This window comes from Streptomyces sp. NPDC003034 (assembly GCF_053591375.1).
On record NZ_JBSFTS010000005.1, the window covers coordinates 223,395 to 241,583 of the forward strand.

Genomic DNA, 18,189 nt, shown 5'->3' on the forward strand with positions numbered 1-18,189 from the left:
CCACCTCCCCACCCCTGGAGACGAGATGCCTCTCAGCCGCAGAGACTTCACCGCCCGTACCGTCCTCGCCGGCGCGGGAGTCGCGCTCACCGGTACGGTCGGCGCCCTCGCCACCGCGCCCGGAGCGCTGGCGGCCGAGGAGGGCGCGCTGCGCGACGAGCACGGCCGGCCCTGCGAGCCCGGCTACGGTCCCCTCGTCGCCGACCCGGTCGGCCTGCTCGCCCTCCCGGCCGGATTCTCCTATCGGGTGATAACCCACAGCGGAGTGACCAAGCTCGACTCCGGCGAGAGCACCCCCACCCGGCACGACGGGACGGCCGCCTTCGAGGGCAGCCGCGGAGTCACGCTGCTCGTCAACAACCACGAACTGAAGGGCAGGCGCGAGAAGTGGGACCACCCCGTCCCGCTCGCCGAGGGCCTCGTATACGACCCGGCGGCGGCCGGCGGCTGCACGGTCGTCGAGGTCCGGCGCGGCGGAGAGGTCGCCGAGTGGGTGGGCATCGCGGGTACCTCCACCAACTGCGCCGGCGGCACCACCCCCTGGGACACCTGGCTGACCTGCGAGGAGAACTCCGACCGCGCGGGCACGAACGGGATGACCAAGGACCACGGCTACGTCTTCGAGGTCGACCCGCACGACCGCCGCGCCAACCGCGACCCGCAGCCCGTCAAAGCCTTCGGCCGCTTCGACCACGAAGCCGTGGTCATCGACCCGCGCCACGGGCACGCCTACCTGACCGAGGACGCCTCCGGACCCAACGGGCTGCTCTACCGGTGGACCCCGCCCCGTGACTTCCGCCACGGGCGCGGCCGGCTCCGCGAGCTCGCGGCCGACGCCGGTGTGCTCCAGGCCGCCAAGTGCTTCGACAGTTCCGGCCGCTTCGTCGACGACCTCTCGCGCGCCGTGAAGATCGGCACCGTCTACGGGGTCGACTGGGTGGACGTGGCGGACCGCGACGCGCGGACCGTGCCCGTGCGCGAGCAGTTCGCGGCCGGGGCCGTGACGCGGGGGCGCAAGCTGGAGGGCATGTGGTGGGCCGACGGCGGCGCGTACTTCGTCTCGTCCTACGCCCGTGAGGAGAGCCCGGGCGCGGCGCACGACGGCCAGGTGTGGTTCTACAACCCCAAGCGGCGCACGCTGCGCCTCACGGTGCTGATCGGTGTGAACGCGGACCCCTCGGAGGGAGGCGGCCACGACGGACCGGACAACATCACGGTGTCGCCGTACGGCGGGCTGATCCTCGCGGAGGACGGGGACGGACTGCAGCACCTGTTCGGCGCAACCGCCTCAGGGCGCACCTACCCGCTGGCGCGCAACGAACTGAACATCGGGTCGGCCGAGGAGCCGGAGTACTCCGAGTTCGCCGGGGTCTGCTTCTCCCCGGACGGGCGCACCCTGTACGCGTGCATCCAGGATCCGGGGATCATGCTCGCGATCACCGGGCCGTGGCGCCGCGGGCACTGACGGCGCGGCCCGGGGCAGTAGCGGAGCCGGGGCAGTAGCTGGAGCCGGGGGGCTGACGGCGGGCCGGTGACAGCCGGCGCAGGGGGCGCCCGCATACCGCCGGGTCACGGGGCTGCGGGAGCCTCCGCGTGGGAGGCCGCGGCCCACTCGGCGAGCAGGAACTCATACGCCTCCGAGGGCCACTCGCCGTCCACCCGGGTCTCCACAAGGTGCCGGATCGCCTCGTTCGCCTCAGCGGCGGACGGGCGGGCCGGACCCACGGGTGCGAGTGTCTCTTGCATACCTCAAGGCTACGGGCGGACACTGACAGCCACCGCCGCATTACGCGTGGCATCCATCACCCGCAAGGGCCACCGGCTCGCGCCATGTGCCCGCCCACCTGCTCAGAGTGCCTGCGCCGCCGGCTTGACCATGCCGCGCACTGTGCGCGACTTCACAAAGTCGCCGATGGCCGTCATCTCCCACTCTCCGGAGAACTGCTTGACCAGCTTGGCCATCATGACGCCGGTCTGCGGCTCGGCGGTGGTGAGGTCGAAGCGCACCAGCTCCTCGCCGCTCGCCGCGTCGATCAGGCGGCAGTAGGCCTTGGCGACCTCGGTGAACTTCTGGCCGGAGAAGGAGTTGACCGTGAAGACCAGGCCGGTGGCATCGGCGGGGAGGCGGCCCAGGTCCACGACGATCACCTCGTCATCGCCGCCCCCCTCGCCAGTGAGGTTGTCACCCGAGTGCTTGACGGCGCCGCCGAGGATCGACAGCTTGCCGAAGTAGCAGCTGTCGATGTGGTTGCGCTGGGGGCCGTACGCGATGACGGAGGCGTCCAGGTCGATGTCCCGGCCGCGGTACGCGGGCTCCCAGCCCAGACCCATCTTGACCTGGGAGAGCAGCGGGCGGCCGCCCTTGACGAGGGAGACGGTCTGGTTCTTCTGGAGGCTGACCCGGCCCTTGTCAAGATTGATCTTCCCGGAGCCGGCGGGGGCGGCCGCGGCGGGAGCGGGAGCGGGGGCCGCCGGGGCCGGCGCGGCCGCGGCGGGTGTCGCACCGCCGAGCCAGGGGGAGGCCGGGTAGGAAGCCGGCACGGCGGGCGGTGCCGGAGGGGCCACGGGTGCGGGCGGGGCCACGGGTGCGGGCGGGGCGGCTACCGGAGCCGGCTCCTCCGCCACGGACACGCCGAAGTCGGTGGCGATGCCGGCGAGGCCGTTCGCATACCCCTGGCCGACCGCGCGAACCTTCCACACGCCGCCCCGCTGGTAGATCTCGACCACGACGAGCGCGGTCTCCGCGCCCAGCTTCGGCGGGGTGAAGGAGGCGATCACCGCGCCGCCGTCCGCGGCCCGCACCGTGGCGGTGGGCTCCACGCCCTGGAAGGTCTGCCCGGCCGCATCGGGGCTGGCCGTGACGACGATCCGCTCGATTCCCGGCGGCACCGCGCTGGTGTCGATGCTGATCGAGTCCGGCGCGGAACCGCCGCCGGAACGGTAGGTGACGCCCGGCCCGGAGGGCTGGTTGTAGAAGATGAAGTCGGCGTCGGAGCGCACCTTGCCGTCCGCCGTGAGCAGGAGCCCCGATACGTCGAGCCGCACCGGAGCAGCCACATCCACCGTCACCCGGACGGTATTGAGCGGCAGATTGGAACCAGGGGTCATTGCGGTCATGCCCGGAGAACGACCGGAGGTGCTTTGCCGTTCCCTTGCCCTCGCGGGATATTTCAGCGCCGATTGCGCGGGTGGTTCTTCGCGGCCCGCTCGTTGCCGAACTTGTAGGTGCCGGTCCAGCGGGCCATCACCAGCTGCGCGTCGCCCGATTCCACCTCGGCCAGGAACTTGTCGGCGCGCCCCCCGCGCAGGGTGCCCGCGGCGCGGCCCCGGTGCGTGATGACGACGGAGCGGTCGCTGTGTACGGCGTACGTGAACCCGTGCGGCTTCGGCATGAGGCGCAGCCTGCCGTCGCCGCGGGCGGGGCGGCAACGGATTTACCGGCATCCCGGCATCCCGGCAGCCGCGGCCGCCGCGACCCCGCAGCCGACCTCGCCGCCCCGAAGCCCCTCAGGCCCCCGCGGGTCCCGTGACGACGCGCGGCAGCCCCAGCGGGTTCCCCTCGCGCAGCTCCGCCGGAAGGAGAGCGTCCGGCACCGACTGGTAGACCACCGGCCGCAGCCAGCGTTCGACGGCGGTCCCGCCGACCGACGTGGAATGCGAGGTGGCCGCGGGGTAGGGGCCGCCGTGGTGCTGGGCCGGGGCCACCGCGACCCCGGTCGGCCAGCCGTTCACCACGATCCGGCCCGCGAGCCCCGTCACCCGCTCGATCAGCTCGGCGGCCGGTCCCGGCGCACCCCGCGTCTCGGCGGCCGACAACTGGAGGGTGGCGCTCAGGTTCCCGGCGAGCCGCCCGAGCACCGCGCCCGCCTCGCGCTGGTCGGCGTACCGCACGACGACGGTGACGGGGCCGAAGCACTCCTCCAGCAGCAGGTCGTACTCCCCGCCCGCCCCCTCCGACAGGCTGTGTGCCTCCACGGTCAGGTAGCCGGCTCCGACGGTGTGCTCCCCGGCCGCGCCCGGGCTGACGGGCGCGCTGACGCCGCGCAGTGCGGCCCGCTCGCGCACCCCGGCGATGAAGTTCTCCCGCATCCGGTGGTCGAGCAGCACCCCGGGGCCGGTCTCGCCGAGGGCCTTGGCGAGCGCGCCGGTGAGCCGGTCGCCGTCCGGCCCCCCGGGCACGAGGACCAGGCCGGGCTTCACGCAGAACTGGCCGACGCCGAGGGTGACCGAGCCGGCGAGGCCCGTGCCGATCTCCTCCGCGCGCTCGGCCGCGGCGGCCGGGGTGACCACGACGGGGTTGAGCGAGCCGAGCTCGCCGTGGAAGGGGATGGGCACCGGTCGGGCGGCGGCCGCGTCGAAGAGGGCCCGCCCGCCCCGGATGGAGCCGGTGAATCCGGCGGCGGCCACCAGCGGGTGGCGTACCAGCTCCACCCCCGCGTCGAAGCCGTGGAGTACGGCGACGACCTCGGCAGGCAGCCCCGACAACGCCGCCGCCCGCCGCAGCAGGGAGGCGCACAGCTCGGAGGTGGCCGGGTGGTCGGGGTGTGCCTTGACGACGACCGGGCAGCCGGCCGCCAGCGCGCTCGCGGTGTCACCGCCGGGGACGGAGAAGGCGAGCGGGAAGTTGGAGGCGGCGTAGACCGCGACCACGCCCAGCGGCACCTTGTAGCGGCGCAGCTCGGGGCGTGGCGGGCTGAGGGAGGGGTCGGCGCGGTCGATGCGGATGTCGAGGTAGGCCCCCTCGTCCACGGCGTCGGCGAAGGCCCGCAGCTGACCGGTGGTGCGGGCCAGCTCGCCGGTGAGCCGGCCGGGGCCCAGCGCGGTCTCGGCGTCGGCGGTTTCGACGATCTGTGCGGCGGCCTCGTCGAGGAGCCGGGCGGCGGTGTGCAGGAAGGCGGCGCGGGCGGTGGCGTCGGCCAGGGCGCCCCGGGTGGCGTGGGCGGCGCGTACGGCCTCGTCCACGTCCCGGGGTGTGGCCTCTGCCGCAACCTGCTCGCGCTGCTTCCCGGTGCGGGGGTCCACACTCCAGACTGGTGTCGCTGTCACGGCCCGCTGCCTCCTGGATCGTTCAGTATTCTGAACGCCGTTCCGGTTGATGGATGATCACACCTGCTGCGGACTCTATTTCCGCGCCCTGTGCCTGACAAGAGGCCGCAGCCGCAGGAGGCCGCCAGGGGATGCCAGAGGGGAAGTGCCGTATGACGACGACCGATTCGGGGAACCCCGGGGCGGCGGCGCCGGTCAAATCCGCCGTGCGGACCGTCCAGCTGCTGGAGCACTTCGCGGCGCGGCCCGGGCTGCACAGCCTGGCCGACATCCAGAGCGACCTCTCGCTGCCCAAGTCCAGCCTGTACATGCTGCTGCGCACCCTGGTGAGCCTCGGGTGGGTGGAGACCGACGCGACGGGTACGCGGTACGGCATCGGCGTACGGGCGCTGCTCGTCGGCAGCTCGTACATCGACGGGGACGAGGTGGTCGCCGCCGCCAGGCCCACCCTGGACCGCCTCTCCGACGACACGACGGAGACCATCCACCTGGCCCGGATGGACGGGACGAGCGTGGTGTACCTCGCCACCCGGCAGTCCCAGCACTACCTGCGGCCCTTCACCCGCGTCGGGCGGCGGCTGCCCGTGCACTCGACGGCGCTCGGCAAGGCACTGCTGGCCACGTACACGGACGAAGAGGTACGAGCCCTGCTGCCGCGGCGGCTGGAAGCGGTCACCGAGCACACCATCACCGACCGGGAGCAGCTCATCGAGGAGCTGGCGCTGGTGCGGGAACAGGGCTATGCGCTGGACCGCGAGGAGAACACGCTCGGGCTGCGCTGCTTCGGGGTGGCCGTGCCGTACCGGACGCCGGCCCGGGACGCGGTGAGCTGCTCGGTGCCGGTGGCCCGGCTGACGGCTGAGCGCGAGCACGTCATCAAGGCGGCGCTGTTCGAGGCACGGGACCGGCTGTCGGTGGTGACGCGGCGCATGTGAGGCGCCGGACGAGGCCGTTCCTCCCCCGCATGGGGGAGGCGGTTCCCCTTCAAGGGGGAGGTGGCGGGGCGGCGCGCACGGGACCGTTGGGTCATGAGCACACGAGCGGATGACACGACGCGCGCGAAGCGGCCACCGGCCTCCCGGCCCGGGGCCGGGAGCCGCGCACTGCGGGTGGTGGCCGTGGCCGCCACCCTTCCCTACCTGGCGCTCAAGACCGCCTGGCTGGGCGGCAGCCTGATCGGGATACCGGCGGGCAGCGTGCTGAGCGAGCCCGGGGTGTTCTTCACCGTGGCCAATGCCGTGACGCTCGCCATGGACGCGTGCGTGATCCTGCTCGTGCTGGTGCTGACCACGCCCTGGGGCATACGGGCGCCGGCCTGGTCGCTGACCGTGCCCGTCTTCGTCGCCACGGGTCTGCTGACCCCGATCCTCCTGGCGTTTCCCGGCCAACTGCTCATACGGGCGCTCGGTTTCGGGGCGGACCCGGCCGGGTGGAGCGGGCAGGAGCCCTTCTTGGAGCCCTGGGTCTTCAACGTCGTCTACGCGGGATTCAGCGTGCAAGGTCTCGCCCTGGCCGGGCTGTTCGTGCCCTACGCGCGGGAGCGCTGGGGCCGGCGGTGGCAGGGCGTGCTGGGGGAGCGGCTGCCGCCGTCCACGGGGGTGACGGCGGCAGCCGCGGCGGTGACGGGCGCGGCCGTGGGCGCGGCGTACCTGTACTGGGCTGTCGGAGGGACGGCGGGGGTGGGCGAGTCGCGGGTGGAGCAGTGGTCGGCGGAGACGGGGGCGGTGTCCGCGGCGCACGGGATATGCGCGCTGGCCGCCGGGGCGGGAGCGGCGCTGCTGGCCAGGGGCGGGGCACGGCGGGCGTGGTGGCCGGCGGCCCTCGCCTGGACCGGATCGGCGGCGGCGCTGACCTGGGCGGTGTGGCCGCTGGTCGCCTCCGCCGGCTGGGAGCCGGAGGCGGTGCAGGAGTCCCCTGTGGTCATGTACCTGCCCTACGCTGGACAGATGATCACCGGGCTGCTCTCGGCCGCCGTCCTCATCCGGTTCCTGACTGCCCGCCGCCCGCCGCCCGCCGCCCGCCGCCCGCCGCCCGCCGCCCGCCGCCCGCCGCCCGCCGCTCGGCGTGAGGCGTGGCGTGAAGCGTGACGGGGCGAGCCGGCCGGTGGTGGGACGGCCCGAGGGAGTCGGGCCGAGGGGTAGAGGGGGAGAGTGGGCGGGGTGAGAGCAGAGGGGGTGAGACGCGGGTGGCGGGGTCGGGAGTAGGGGACGTGCGGAGGGTCGTCGCCCGGGCCGTGGGAGTACGGGCCCGGCTGCGCTGGCTGCACCAGATACTCGGCGGGGCCCTGCTGATGCCCTACTTCCTGCTCACCACCGTGATCGTCGGTGTTCTGCGGGGCGGGGCAAACGCATTCGAATCCCCGGCGCTGCTGTTCGCCGCCTACGGCATGGCCCTGCCGATCGCGGCCGCCACCGCCCTGTTCCGGCTGGTGCGGCCGATGTCGGTGGCTGCCGTACGGGCCATGTGCGACGTGCCCGGCGAGCGGCTGGCCGAGGGTCCGGCCCGGTCCTGGGCCGCCCGGGGGCGGACCTCCGCCTGGTGGACCCTGCACCTCGGGCTCGGGGCCGTGATCAGCGGCATGAGCCTGGCGGTGCCGCCCATGGCGGTGTCACTGATGGCACTGCCGCTGGTGAGCGGGCTGCGGGACGCCGGGCTGGGACGGGGCTGGCTCAGCACGAGCGCCGAGCCGTACCTCGCGCCGCTGCTCGGCATCGCGCTGCTGGCAGGGCTCGTCCTCTGCGCCGCCGGAGCCGGGGCGCTGCTGGCACGGCTGGCGCCCGTACTCCTCGGGCCGACCGCGGCGGACCGGCTGGCCGCGGCCGAGGAGCGGGCCGCCGACCTCGCGGTGCGCAACCGGCTGGCCCGGGAGCTGCACGACGCGGTCGGGCACGCGCTGAGCGCCGTCACCCTCCAGGCGGTCGCCGCCCGGCGGGTGCTCGACACCGACCCGGCGTTCGCCCGGGAGGCGCTGGCCGCCATCGAGGACACCACCCGGCGGACGGTGGGGGAGCTGGACACCGTCCTGGGCCTGCTGCGCGACGGGGACCCGGCCCGGGCGGACGCGGCGCCCGCCCCCACCCTCGCCGCCGACCTCCAGGGCCTGCTGGCCCGCACCCGGGCTGCCGGCGTCGCCGTCACGGCCCACCAGGACCCCGGGCCCGCCGGGGACTGGACGCAACTGCCGGCGATCGCGTCCCGGGAGGCCTACCGGATCGTGCAGGAGGGCCTCAGCAACGCCCTGCGCCACGGCGCGGGCCCCGTCGAACTTCGGCTGCGCGTACGGGGCGGCCGCGACGGCGGACATCCTGAACTGGAGATCACCATGAGCAATCCGCCGGCCGGCCCCGCCAGCCGCGCGATCCGCGCCACCGGGGGCCGTGGGCTGCGCGGCGCCGCCGAACGGGCCGCGCTGCTCGGCGGCGGCCTGGAAGCCGGCCCGCACGAGGGGCTCTGGCGGCTGCGGGCCGTTCTGCCGCTCGCCGGGGGCGAGCGATGAGCCGCCCACCGGTGCGCATCGTCCTCTGCGACGACGAGCGGATGGTGCGCACCGCCCTGCGGGTCATCCTGGAGGCGGAGGCCGATCTGGAGGTCGTCGGCGAGGCGACGACCGGGGCCCAGGCCGTCCCCCTGGTCCGCTCGCTGGCACCCGACGTGGTGCTGATGGATGTCCGGATGCCCGAGATCGACGGCATCCGCGCCACCGAGCAGATCCTCGCCACGATGGCCGAGCCGCCCCGGATCGTGGTCGTCACCACCTTCGAGAACGATGCCTACGTCTACGACGCCCTGCGCGCCGGAGCCGCCGGCTTCCTCCTCAAGCGGGCCGACCCGGAGGAGCTCATCGGCGCCGTCCGGCTCGTCGCCCGCGGCGACTGCCTGCTCTTCCCGGCCGCCCTCCGCTCGCTGGCCGCCGCCCATACGGCCGGGTCCCCGCCCGCGGCCGCGCCCTGGGTGGCCCGGCTCACCGACCGGGAAGCCGATGTCCTGCGCCTGATGGCCACAGGACTGTCCAACCGCGAGATGAGCGGCCGCCTCGGCGTCGGACCGCAGACGGTCAAGACGCATGTCGCCGCCGTCCTGGCGAAGACCGGTTCCCGGGACCGCACCCAGGCGGTCATCGCTGCCTACGAGGGGGGTTTCCTCATGAAGAAAGGCTGAGAACCCGGCCACAATCAGGGCAGAGCGGAACGACTGGAGCCCTTGATACGTCCTTTTGGGGGATGAACAAGACGATCAGGCGTGCGTCGGTCTTCTGTCTGCTTCTGGTGCTGGCCCTGCTGGTCCGCGTCACCTGGGTGCAGGCATACCAAGGTCAGGCGCTCGCAGACGACAAGCACAACCGCCGCAACCTCATCGGGCAGTACGAGAACCCGCTGGGCAACATCATCGTGGGCGGGGAGGCGGTCACCGGCTCGGTGGAGACGGGCGGCAAGGACTTCGCGTACAAGCGCACCTACACCGAGGGCCCGCTCTACGCACCGATCACCGGCTACAGCTCCCAGGCCTTCGGCACGAGCATGCTGGAGGGCGTCTACAAGAACATCCTCAACGGCTCCGACAGCCGGCTGAAGACCATGATGGACATGCTCACCAACAAGCGGGCCGACCCCGGCAACGTCCTGACGACGATCGACAAGGACGTGCAGAAGGCCGGGTACGACGCTCTCCAGGGCAAGCAGGGCGCGGCCGTCGCCATCGATCCCGCGACCGGCGAGATCCTCGCCGTCGTCAACAACCCCTCCTTCGACCCCGGCCGGATCACCGGGGCCAATGACGAAGAGGCCTGGAAGGAGCTCTCCGCCGACAAGGGCAAGGCCATGGAGAACGTGGCCCTGCGCAAGCCGCAGGCGCCCGGTTCCACCTTCAAGCTGGTCACGCTGACCGCTGCGATCGAGAACGGCCTCGTGGGCGACATCGACCAGCCGACCGGCATCCCCGACCCGTACACGATCCCCGGCACCCGCACCCTCCTGCCCAGCGAGGCCGGATCCGCCGCCTGCAACAACGTTTCCGCGCGCACCGCCCTGAAGCTGTCCTGCAACAACGTCTTCGCCGAACTCGCCTCCAAACTGGGCCAGGACAAGATGCGCGCGACGGCCGAGAAGCTCGGCTTCAACGTGCAGATCGACACCCCGGTGCGCACCAACCCGCCGAGCAAGTACCCCTCGGCGAAGATGTCGGTCGACCAGGTCGCCCAGACCGGTATCGGCCAGTTCGACGTTCAGGCCACCCCGCTCCAGATGGCGATGGTGACCGCCGCGATCGAGAACGGCGGCAAGCTCGTCGCCCCGCACATGGTCTGGGAGGTGACCGACGCCAACGGCGATGTACTGGAGAGCCTCAGGAACCCCAAGTCCCAGCAGGTCATGAGCGAGAGGACCGCCGCGATGGTCCGCGACGCCATGCGCACGGTCGCGACCGAAGGCGGCGGGAAGCCGGCCCAGGTGGCGGGCGCCGAGGTGGGCGGCAAGACCGGCACGGCACAGCGCGGCGTCAACAACAGCCTGGCGCCGCTGGCGTGGTTCACCTCGTACGGCAAGCTGAAGGACAAGCGGATCGCCGTCGCCGTGGTGGTCGAGAACTCCGACACCGACCGCTCCGAGATCGGCGGCGGCAAGCTGGCGGCCCCCATCGCCCAGAAGATGATGGCGGCGTGGCTGAAGAAGTAGCCGCCACGGCCGAGCCGTGGCCGCTCCGGGTGCGGAGAAGGGGCTTCCCGGCGAAGCTGTAAGCGACAGGCATTCCGTAGAGAGGACCGCTCATGTCCATGCTCGACAAGCTCAAGGGCCTGATCAAGGGACACCCGGACCAGGCTCGTACCGGGGTCGAGAAGGCCGGAGACGCCTTCGACGCCAGGACCGGGAAGAAGTACCAGAGCCAGGTCGACACGGCGCAGGAGAGGCTCAACGAGCGGATGGGCAACCAGCCGCCCGCATCCGGCGAGGACCGCCCGCCCCAAAGCTAGCGCGCCCCGCCCCGGGGAGGCGCCATGGACTTCGCGTCGGCCCTCGCGCAGAGTTGACGGCATGGATCATCTGCTCGCCGAAGCCGTCCGTGCCGAGTTCGCGCACTCCACCACCTACCTCAACACCGCCACCTGCTGCGTCCTCCCGCGGTCCGCCGTCGCGGCCGTGCGGGACCAGGCCGAGGCGGCAGGGGCCGGAATCCCCGCGGGAGCCGGTGACTTCGACGGCGTGAACCGGGTCCGCGCGGCCTTCGCCCGCCTCGTCGGGGTCGACGCGGACCGGGTCGCCGTCGGCTCGGCCGTGGCCACCCACGTCGGCCTCGTCGCCGCCTCCCTCCCCGCCGGAGCCGAAGTCCTCGTCCCCGAGGGGGACTTCGCCTCCGTGATGAACCCCTTCGTCGTGCGGGGCGATCTCAAGGTGCGCTTCGCCCCGCTGGAGTCCATGGCCGAAGCCGTCGGCCCGGACACCGCCCTCGTATCGCTCAGCGCCGTACAGTCCGCGGACGGGCGCACGGCCGACCTCGCGGCGGTGCGCGCCGCGACGACCGCCCACGGCGCCCGGATGCTCGTGGACGCGACCCAGGCGGTGGGCTGGCTTCCCTTCGACGCCTCGCCCTACGAGTACACGGTCACCGGCGGGTTCAAGTGGCTGCTCGGGTCGCGCGGCGCCTCCTACCTCACCGTCTCCCAAGAGGCCCAGGACACCCTGATCCCCCTGCACGCCGGATGGCTGGCGGCGGATTCGGCGTGGGACGCCACTTACGGTCCGATGCCCGCACTGGCCGATTCCGCGCGGCGGTTCGACGAGTCCCCGGCCTTCCTCGCCTACCGCGCGGCCGAACCCTCCCTGGCACTGCTGGAGCGCATCGGCATCGAGGCCGTCCACGCGCACGACACCGCACTGGCCGCCCGCTACCGGGCCGGTCTCGCCCGGCTGGGCCACGAGCCCGTGCCCGGCGAGGCCGCCATCGTCTCGGTGCCGGGCCTCGCCGACCGCCAGCCCGCCCTGCAGGCCGCCGGCATCATCACCTCGGCCCGCGCGGGCGCCCTGAGGGCCTCGTTCCACCTGTACACCACGGAGGCGGACGTCGACCGGCTGCTGGACGCCCTGTCCGGCTGAGCCGCCGCGGGCGGGCCGGCGGTCGGTACGGGGTCTGGCGGGGTCGGCGCGGGGCCCGGCAGTCGGCGCGAGGCCCGGCGGGTCAGTGCAGGGTCTCGGCCCAGGCCGACTCCGCCGCCTCCGCGCTGGCCTCCACGGCCTTCGCGGGCGCCGACAGGGCGCTCGCCAGCGCCTTCAGCGAGGCCTGGACCACCGCCAGATCGGCGGCCTGGCCGTAGTGGTTGACCCGGACCATCTCCCGGGCCAGCGCACCGCCGCCCGCCGCGAGCGGGGCCGCCGGGTCGGCGGCCAGGGCCTTGGCCACCACCAGGGAGGCGTCGGCCACCCGCAGGGTGGTGGCCACCGGCGCCGCCTGCGAGGCCCGGCCCACGTACGGCTCCAGGCCCAGCGCCACCGCGCCCGCACGGGTCGCCACCGCGGCGGCCGTGTGGCGGGCCATGACCAGGGACAGGCCCTCGGTCGCGATCCGGTCGAGGCAGGCCTCCAGCGCCAGCATCTCCAACTGCGCCGGCGCGTGCAGGAGCGTCTTGTGCCCGCCGTCGATCCAGCGCTCCTTCCAGTCCAGGAGGGAGAGGTACGAGCGCCGCGGCGCCGCAGGGTTCTGCGCGAAGCGGGTCCAGGCCCGGTCCGAGACCGACACGGCGGACACACCGGCCGGACCGGCCATCGCCTTCTGCGCGCCGATCACGCACAGGTCCACCCCCCACGCGTCCGGGAGCAGCGGCTCGGCGCCCACCGACGCCACCGCGTCCAGCATGAACAGCGCACCGTGCTCCCGTACGACCTCACCGATCTCCGCGACCGGGTTCGTGTTGCCCGTCGCCGCCTCCGCGTGGACCAGGGAGACGAAGTCGATCTCCGGACGCGCGGCCAGCGCCCGCGCCACCTGATCGGCCGTCACCGCCGTGTCGAAGGGGACCGCCAGGTCGACCACCGTCGCCCCGCTGTCGCGCAGCCAGTTGCCGAAGGTGGTTCCGTAGGGCCCCGTGACGACGTTCAGCGCCGTCGAGCCGGGCCGCGCGCCCGAGCGGATGCACCCTTCCAGCGGCAGCAGTGCCTCGCCCTGGGTGACGACCACGTCCTGGCGGGTGCCGAGGAGGTCGGCGACCCCCTGCTCGATCGACGCGAAACGCTCCGCGGTGAGCGGCGGAAGGTCCAGGAGGGGGTGGGTCACGGTGGTGCTCTTCTCGTCCGGGGGTACCGGGAGAGCGTACCGAGCACGCACGTACAGTGCCGACATGACCGATGCAGCGAGGACGGATGTGGGCGCCGTGCACGACGTACTGCACGTGAAGGGTCGGGTCCTGGTCGGGCCGGACGAGGCCCGGGACGAGCTGTGGGTGGTCGGCGGGAAGGTGTCCTACGAGCGCCCCCGCGCCGCCCGGGAGATCACCACGGTGACCGGCTGGGCGCTGCCCGGGCTGGTCGACGCGCACTGTCACGTGGGACTGGATTCCCACGGCCCGGTCGACGCCGGGACCGCCGAACTCCAGGCCCTCGCCGACCGGGACGCCGGAACCCTCCTCATCCGCGACGCCGGATCCCCCTCCGACACCCGCTGGATCGACGACCGCGAGGACCTGCCGAAGATCATCCGGGCAGGCCGGCACATCGCCCGGACCCGCCGCTACATCCGCAACTACGCCCACGAGATCGAGCCCGCCGACCTGGTCGCGTACGTCGCGCGCGAGGCCCGGCGCGGCGACGGCTGGGTGAAGCTGGTGGGCGACTGGATCGACCGCGACGCCGGGGACCTCGCCGCCTGCTGGCCGCGCCCCGAGGTCGAGGCGGCCATCGCCGAGGCCCACCGGCTCGGTGCCCGGGTCACCGCGCACTGCTTCGCCGAGGACTCGCTGCGCGACCTGGTCGAGGCGGGCATCGACTGCATCGAGCACGCGACCGGCCTCACCGAGGACACCATCCCGCTGTTCGCGCGGCGCGGGGTCGCGATCGTTCCCACCCTCGTGAACACCGCGACGTTCCCGAAGCTGGCGGCGGGCGGCGAAGCGAAGTTCCCGAACTGGTCGGCGCACATGCGACGGCTCCACGAGCGGCGGTACGACACCGTACGGGCGGCCCACGACGCGGGAATCCAGGTGTACGTCGGCACCGACGCGGGAGGTTCCCTGCCGCACGGCCTCGTCGCCGCGGAGGTGTCGGAGCTGGTCAAGGCCGGCATCCCGGCGCTGGACGCCCTGTCGGCGACGGCCTGGGCGGCCCGCGCATGGCTCGGCAGGCCGGGGCTGACGGAGGGGGCGCCGGCGGACCTGGTGGTCTACGGCGCCGACCCCCGGGCCGATGTGCGGGAGCTCGCCAGGCCGCTGCGGGTCGTCGTGAACGGCGCGGTACGGGCCTGAGCGCGGGGGCGGGACGTGTCGGGCGGAGCGTGACAGGCGGGCTGTTGACGTCGTGTGACGTCCGCGGCCCGCCGGTCGTTGTGAAGGCCCGCGCTGCCCTGCCCCGTCATCCCGGGTGAGACAGGTGGGAACTCCCGTTCCTCATGAGGCGCCGCAATTCGAACTTATGGATGGAAACCACCCTTTGGGGTGAACTCACGTCAGGTTGACCCCCGTTCACTCTCAGTGCGTAAAGATTCCGGAGTCGAAGCCGTCGGCGCGCGCAATGTCCCCCATTGGCGCCGCGACGGCACCCATCTCCCTGGGGGTTCCACCACCTTGAACAGCAACACCTTCCGCATGCCCGCGGCCGCACTGCTCGCCACGGGAGCGGTAGCCCTGCTCACCGCGCCGCCCGCCCACGCCGCGGACGGCGCCGGGAGCGAGGGCCGGGCCGGCGCCGTCGTCCTGCGCGCCACACTGGACGTGGGCCTGCTCAACAAGACCGTGCACGTCCCGTTGAAGGCCACCCTCAACGAGGTCAGCGCCCCGGCGGCAGCCGAGAAGACGGCGCTGAGCGTCACCCTGGACGGGGTCGAGGGAGGCCGGCCGGTGCACGTCCTGCGCGCCGACGTGGCCACCTCCAAGGCCACCGCGGACAAGAGCCGCGCGGCGGCGGAGGTCAACCTCGCCAAGGCGCGGGTGCACGTGCCGGGGCTGCCGGCGCTCTCTCTCATCGAGGTGGAGAAGGTCACCTCCAAGGCCCTGTGCGAGGCGGGGAAGAAGCCGGTGGCCAGCACGAACGTCCTCGGGTCGGTGACCGTGCTCGGCAAGAGGACCACCCTGTCGGCGGGCGGACCGACCAAGGTCGAGGTTCCCGGCGTGGGCACGGTCAGCCTTGAGCTCTCCGGTACGCAGACCACCTCCACCACGGCCGCGGCCGCCGCGCTCCGACTGAAGGTGTCGGTCGATCCGCTGGATCTCAACGTGGCGGAGGTGGAGGGCGAGGTGGTCCTCGCCGAGGCCCGCTGCGAGTCCCCCAAGGGGCCGGCGCCGATTCCGTCCGCGACGCTGCCCGCGAAGCCGGACGTGAAGCCCCAGACCGGGACCGGGACGGGGGCCGCCGTGTCCGAGGAGGCCAACTTGGCGGAGACGGGAGGTGGTTCGCTGACGCCGTACCTGGCGGGCGGCGCGCTGCTCCTGCTCGGGATCGGCGCGGGGGCGATCGTCATGACCCGCCGGGGCGGGGCCTCGTAGGTCGCGGCCCGACGCCGCCCCCGGCGCGGGGCGGCGTACGGGCCACCGCCCCGCGCACGCCCGCAGCGACAGGCCCGGAGCGACAGGCCCGGAGCGACAGGCCCGGAGCGACAGGCCCGGAGCGACAGGCCCGGAGCGGCGGGACCGGGGTTCGGGGTCAGCCCGCGTGGGTCAGGGTCAGCGCGTGGTCCAGTGCCTGGAGCAGCCGGCCCGTCGTCGCCCGGTCGCGCACCGCCAGCCGGAGCCAGGAGTGGTCCAGCCCCGGGAAGGTGTCCCCCCGGCGGACGGCGAAGCCCAGGGCGCGCAGGCGGGTGCGGACCTCGGCGGCGCCGGCCACCCGGATCAGGACGAACGGCCCCTCCGCGACCCCCGCCACCGTCACCTCGTCGAACTCCGTGAGCCCGGCCAGCAGGTGCCGCCGGTCCACCGCGATCCGCCGCGCGGCCTCCTCCGCCTCGGCCAGCGCCGCCGGAGCCACGCAGGCCTCGGCCGCCACCAGGGCCGGGGTGGACACCGGCCACAGCGGCTGCGCCGCCGCGAGCTTCGTGATCACCTCCGGCTCGGCGAGCACGTAGCCGATCCGCAGCCCTGCCAGCCCCCACGTCTTCGTCAGGCTGCGCAGGACCACCAGTCCCGGCAGGTCCGTCCGCCCGGCCAGCGTCTCCCGCTCGCCCGGGACGGCGTCCATGAACGCCTCGTCCACCACCAGGATCCGGCCCGGCCGGGCCAGCGCGGCCAGCGTGGCCGCCGGGTGCAGGACCGAGGTCGGGTTGGTCGGGTTGCCGATCACGACCAGGTCCGCGTCCTGCGGTACCGCCGAGGGGTCCAGCCGGAAGCCGTCCTCCGCCCGCAGCACCACCCGCTCCACCCGGTGGCCCGCGTCCCGCAGGGCCGCCTCCGGCTCGGTGAACTGCGGGTGCACCACGACGGGCCGTACGGCGCCCAGGGCCCGCGCGATCAGGACGAAGGCCTCCGCCGCCCCGGCCGTCAGAAGCACCCGCTCGACCGGCAGCCCGTGCCGCTCCGCCACCGCCGCGCGGGCGGTCCGGCCGTCCGGGTATGCGGCGAGGTCCCCGAGGGAGGCGGCGATCCGCTGCCTGAGCCAGTCCGGGGGTGTGTGCGCCCGTACGTTGACGGCGAGGTCCACCAGCTCGGCGCCCCCGTCGAGCACCTCCGCATCCCCGTGATGCCGCAGGTCGTGGGCCCGCGCCGTCGCGACCGCGCAGGTGGCCGCCACCGACCGCCGCTTGGGTACGAGCAGTTCCCCGCCCCCCGCGAGCGCTGCGGCCTCGGCCACCGAAGGAGTCCCGACGGCCTCGTGCGCCACCTCCGAAGGGGTGGGCACGGTGATCGTGGACAGTTCCTCGGCGGAGTAGCTGAGCAGGGGCACGCCGAAACGTTTCGCCGCGCCCTTGATCCCCGCCTCGTCCGCCTTCGCCTTCACCGTGGCCAGCGCCGTCACCGCCCCCGCGGCCAGCCCGGCCCCGCGCAGCGTCTCCTCGACCAGGGCGCAGACCTCCGCCACGGAAACCCCCGCCCGTGCGCCGACCCCGACCACCAACTGCGTCGCGTACTCGCCCACCGGGGGCCCTCCCTCCGTAGTGACCATCACCGGTCAGCCGTCAACAGTGCGCCGCCCGCCGCCCGCGCGCGGACGTGCGCGCGGCGGGCGGAGTCGGTATTCAGGGGCCCATGGCCGTGATCGTGGCGTTGGGCGCCTTCCTGATGACGCTGGCCGGCGGATGGACGGCGCAGCGCGTCACCGACCGCCGCCACCTCGTGCTGGGGCTGGCGGGCGGGCTGATGCTCGGCGTCGTCGGCCTCGATCTGCTCCCGGAGGCGATGCACGCGGCCGGCGGCCCCGAGCAGGAGGTGTTCGGCGTCCCGCTCGCCCTGCTGCTCTTCGTGGCCGGCTTCCTCGCCGCGCACGTCGTGGAACGCCTGCTGGCGGTACGTCAGGCCGCGCACGGCGCCGAGGAGGGCGCCCGCGTCCCCCAGGTCGGGCTCACGGCGGCCTCCGCCATGGTCGGCCACAGCCTCGCCGACGGAGTGGCCCTGGGCGCCGCCTTCCAGGTCGGCGGGGGGATGGGCGTCGCCGTGGCGCTGGCCGTCATCACCCACGACTTCGCCGACGGGTTCAACACGTACACGCTCACCAGCCTGTACGGAAACGCCCGCCGCAAGGCCGTGATGATGCTGTTCGCGGACGCCGTCGCACCCGTCGTCGGAGCGGCGTCCACCACGCTCTTCACCCTTCCGGAGGAACCGCTCGGCGCTTACCTCGGCTTCTTCGGCGGAGTCCTGCTGTACCTGGCCGCCGCGGAGATCCTCCCCGAGGCGCACCACAAGCACCCCGCCCTCTCCACGTTGCTGTGCACGGTGGGCGGGGTGGCCGGGATCTGGCTGGTGGTGGGCATCGCCGAGTGAGGGCACCGGAGTGCCGGCCCCGCCGACGCGACCGGCCG

Annotated in this window: 17 protein-coding genes; 11 read left to right on the top strand and 6 right to left on the bottom strand. The window is 73.8% G+C overall.

The genetic code is table 11. The features are described from left to right. Positions 1-25: 25 nt before the first annotated feature. Entirely contained in the window at positions 26-1,465 is a 1,440-nt protein-coding gene (locus ACWDX7_RS08810; protein ID WP_451492310.1) for an alkaline phosphatase PhoX, read from the top strand. A gap of 104 nt (positions 1,466-1,569) precedes the next feature. Here the strand turns inward: ACWDX7_RS08810 and ACWDX7_RS08815 are convergent, their stop codons facing one another. The 4 genes from ACWDX7_RS08815 to ACWDX7_RS08830 all read right to left on the bottom strand — a co-directional run bounded on the left by ACWDX7_RS08815 (position 1,570) and on the right by ACWDX7_RS08830 (position 5,046). Continuing rightward, positions 1,570-1,746, bottom strand: a complete 177-nt coding sequence (locus ACWDX7_RS08815) for a hypothetical protein (protein ID WP_451492311.1) — start codon at positions 1,744-1,746, stop codon at positions 1,570-1,572. Positions 1,747-1,848: 102 nt separating this feature from the next. After that, positions 1,849-3,117 carry a TerD family protein gene (locus tag ACWDX7_RS08820; protein ID WP_451492312.1) on the bottom strand — a complete coding sequence of 423 codons (1,269 nt, stop codon included), beginning with the start codon at positions 3,115-3,117 and terminating at the stop codon, positions 1,849-1,851. A gap of 53 nt (positions 3,118-3,170) precedes the next feature. Next, complete coding sequence (locus tag ACWDX7_RS08825; protein WP_451492313.1) at positions 3,171-3,392, bottom strand: hypothetical protein; 222 nt, start codon at positions 3,390-3,392, stop codon at positions 3,171-3,173. 115 nt (positions 3,393-3,507) lie between these two features. Beyond that, a complete protein-coding gene (locus tag ACWDX7_RS08830; RefSeq protein ID WP_451492314.1) occupies positions 3,508-5,046 on the bottom strand; it encodes an aldehyde dehydrogenase (NADP(+)) in 1,539 nt (512 codons plus the stop codon). A 152-nt stretch (positions 5,047-5,198) separates the two neighbouring features. On the opposite strand from ACWDX7_RS08830, the gene ACWDX7_RS08835 reads away from it, so the two are divergent. The 7 genes from ACWDX7_RS08835 (at position 5,199) to ACWDX7_RS08865 (ending at position 12,131) form a co-directional block, all read left to right on the top strand. Then, complete coding sequence (locus tag ACWDX7_RS08835; protein ID WP_451492315.1) at positions 5,199-5,981, top strand: IclR family transcriptional regulator; 783 nt, start codon at positions 5,199-5,201, stop codon at positions 5,979-5,981. A 93-nt stretch (positions 5,982-6,074) separates the two neighbouring features. Further along, the gene (locus ACWDX7_RS08840) at positions 6,075-7,133 is read left to right on the top strand and encodes a hypothetical protein (RefSeq protein WP_451492316.1); all 1,059 of its coding nucleotides are present in this window, start codon (positions 6,075-6,077) and stop codon (positions 7,131-7,133) included. A 122-nt stretch (positions 7,134-7,255) separates the two neighbouring features. Further along, positions 7,256-8,542, top strand: a complete 1,287-nt coding sequence (locus ACWDX7_RS08845; protein ID WP_451492317.1) for a sensor histidine kinase — start codon at positions 7,256-7,258, stop codon at positions 8,540-8,542. After that, positions 8,539-9,204 carry a response regulator gene (locus ACWDX7_RS08850; RefSeq protein ID WP_451492318.1) on the top strand — a complete coding sequence of 222 codons (666 nt, stop codon included), beginning with the start codon at positions 8,539-8,541 and terminating at the stop codon, positions 9,202-9,204. Before ACWDX7_RS08845 ends, ACWDX7_RS08850 begins: the two co-directional genes overlap by 4 nt. 62 nt (positions 9,205-9,266) lie before the next feature. Further along, the gene (locus tag ACWDX7_RS08855) at positions 9,267-10,715 is read left to right on the top strand and encodes a peptidoglycan D,D-transpeptidase FtsI family protein (RefSeq protein WP_451492319.1); all 1,449 of its coding nucleotides are present in this window, start codon (positions 9,267-9,269) and stop codon (positions 10,713-10,715) included. A gap of 92 nt (positions 10,716-10,807) precedes the next feature. Beyond that, complete coding sequence (locus ACWDX7_RS08860) at positions 10,808-11,011, top strand: antitoxin (RefSeq protein WP_451492320.1); 204 nt, start codon at positions 10,808-10,810, stop codon at positions 11,009-11,011. Between the two features lie 61 nt (positions 11,012-11,072). Further along, positions 11,073-12,131, top strand: coding sequence for an aminotransferase class V-fold PLP-dependent enzyme (locus ACWDX7_RS08865; protein WP_451492321.1), 1,059 nt, complete (start codon positions 11,073-11,075; stop codon positions 12,129-12,131). 82 nt (positions 12,132-12,213) lie between these two features. Here the strand turns inward: ACWDX7_RS08865 and ACWDX7_RS08870 are convergent, their stop codons facing one another. Continuing rightward, on the bottom strand, positions 12,214-13,305 hold the full coding sequence (locus tag ACWDX7_RS08870) for a pyridoxal-phosphate-dependent aminotransferase family protein (RefSeq protein WP_451492322.1): 1,092 nt from the start codon (positions 13,303-13,305) through the stop codon (positions 12,214-12,216). A gap of 64 nt (positions 13,306-13,369) precedes the next feature. Between ACWDX7_RS08870 and ACWDX7_RS08875 the strand changes: the two genes are divergently transcribed. Further along, entirely contained in the window at positions 13,370-14,488 is a 1,119-nt protein-coding gene (locus ACWDX7_RS08875) for an amidohydrolase family protein (protein ID WP_451492323.1), read from the top strand. A gap of 318 nt (positions 14,489-14,806) precedes the next feature. Further along, the gene (locus tag ACWDX7_RS08880; protein ID WP_451492324.1) at positions 14,807-15,724 is read left to right on the top strand and encodes an SCO1860 family LAETG-anchored protein; all 918 of its coding nucleotides are present in this window, start codon (positions 14,807-14,809) and stop codon (positions 15,722-15,724) included. Positions 15,725-15,881: 157 nt separating this feature from the next. Here the strand turns inward: ACWDX7_RS08880 and cobC are convergent, their stop codons facing one another. Beyond that, entirely contained in the window at positions 15,882-17,333 is a 1,452-nt protein-coding gene (cobC, locus tag ACWDX7_RS08885; protein ID WP_451492380.1) for an Rv2231c family pyridoxal phosphate-dependent protein CobC, read from the bottom strand. Positions 17,334-17,416: 83 nt separating this feature from the next. Between cobC and ACWDX7_RS08890 the strand changes: the two genes are divergently transcribed. Next, a complete protein-coding gene (locus tag ACWDX7_RS08890) occupies positions 17,417-18,151 on the top strand; it encodes a ZIP family metal transporter (protein WP_451492325.1) in 735 nt (244 codons plus the stop codon). Positions 18,152-18,189: the final 38 nt, after the last annotated feature.

Bases quoted from the DNA above. Each gene is read 5' to 3' on its own strand.
- ACWDX7_RS08810 (WP_451492310.1), top strand. From the start codon at position 26: ATGCCTCTCAGCCGCAGAGACTTCACCGCCCGTACCGTCCTCGCCGGC.
- ACWDX7_RS08815 (WP_451492311.1), bottom strand. From the start codon at position 1,746: ATGCAAGAGACACTCGCACCCGTGGGTCCGGCCCGCCCGTCCGCCGCT.
- ACWDX7_RS08820 (WP_451492312.1), bottom strand. From the start codon at position 3,117: ATGACCGCAATGACCCCTGGTTCCAATCTGCCGCTCAATACCGTCCGG.
- ACWDX7_RS08825 (WP_451492313.1), bottom strand. From the start codon at position 3,392: ATGCCGAAGCCGCACGGGTTCACGTACGCCGTACACAGCGACCGCTCC.
- ACWDX7_RS08835 (WP_451492315.1), top strand. From the start codon at position 5,199: ATGACGACGACCGATTCGGGGAACCCCGGGGCGGCGGCGCCGGTCAAA.
- ACWDX7_RS08840 (WP_451492316.1), top strand. From the start codon at position 6,075: ATGAGCACACGAGCGGATGACACGACGCGCGCGAAGCGGCCACCGGCC.
- ACWDX7_RS08850 (WP_451492318.1), top strand. From the start codon at position 8,539: ATGAGCCGCCCACCGGTGCGCATCGTCCTCTGCGACGACGAGCGGATG.
- ACWDX7_RS08855 (WP_451492319.1), top strand. From the start codon at position 9,267: ATGAACAAGACGATCAGGCGTGCGTCGGTCTTCTGTCTGCTTCTGGTG.
- ACWDX7_RS08860 (WP_451492320.1), top strand. From the start codon at position 10,808: ATGTCCATGCTCGACAAGCTCAAGGGCCTGATCAAGGGACACCCGGAC.
- ACWDX7_RS08865 (WP_451492321.1), top strand. From the start codon at position 11,073: ATGGATCATCTGCTCGCCGAAGCCGTCCGTGCCGAGTTCGCGCACTCC.
- ACWDX7_RS08875 (WP_451492323.1), top strand. From the start codon at position 13,370: ATGACCGATGCAGCGAGGACGGATGTGGGCGCCGTGCACGACGTACTG.
- cobC (WP_451492380.1), bottom strand. From the start codon at position 17,333: ATGGTCACTACGGAGGGAGGGCCCCCGGTGGGCGAGTACGCGACGCAG.
- ACWDX7_RS08890 (WP_451492325.1), top strand. From the start codon at position 17,417: ATGGCCGTGATCGTGGCGTTGGGCGCCTTCCTGATGACGCTGGCCGGC.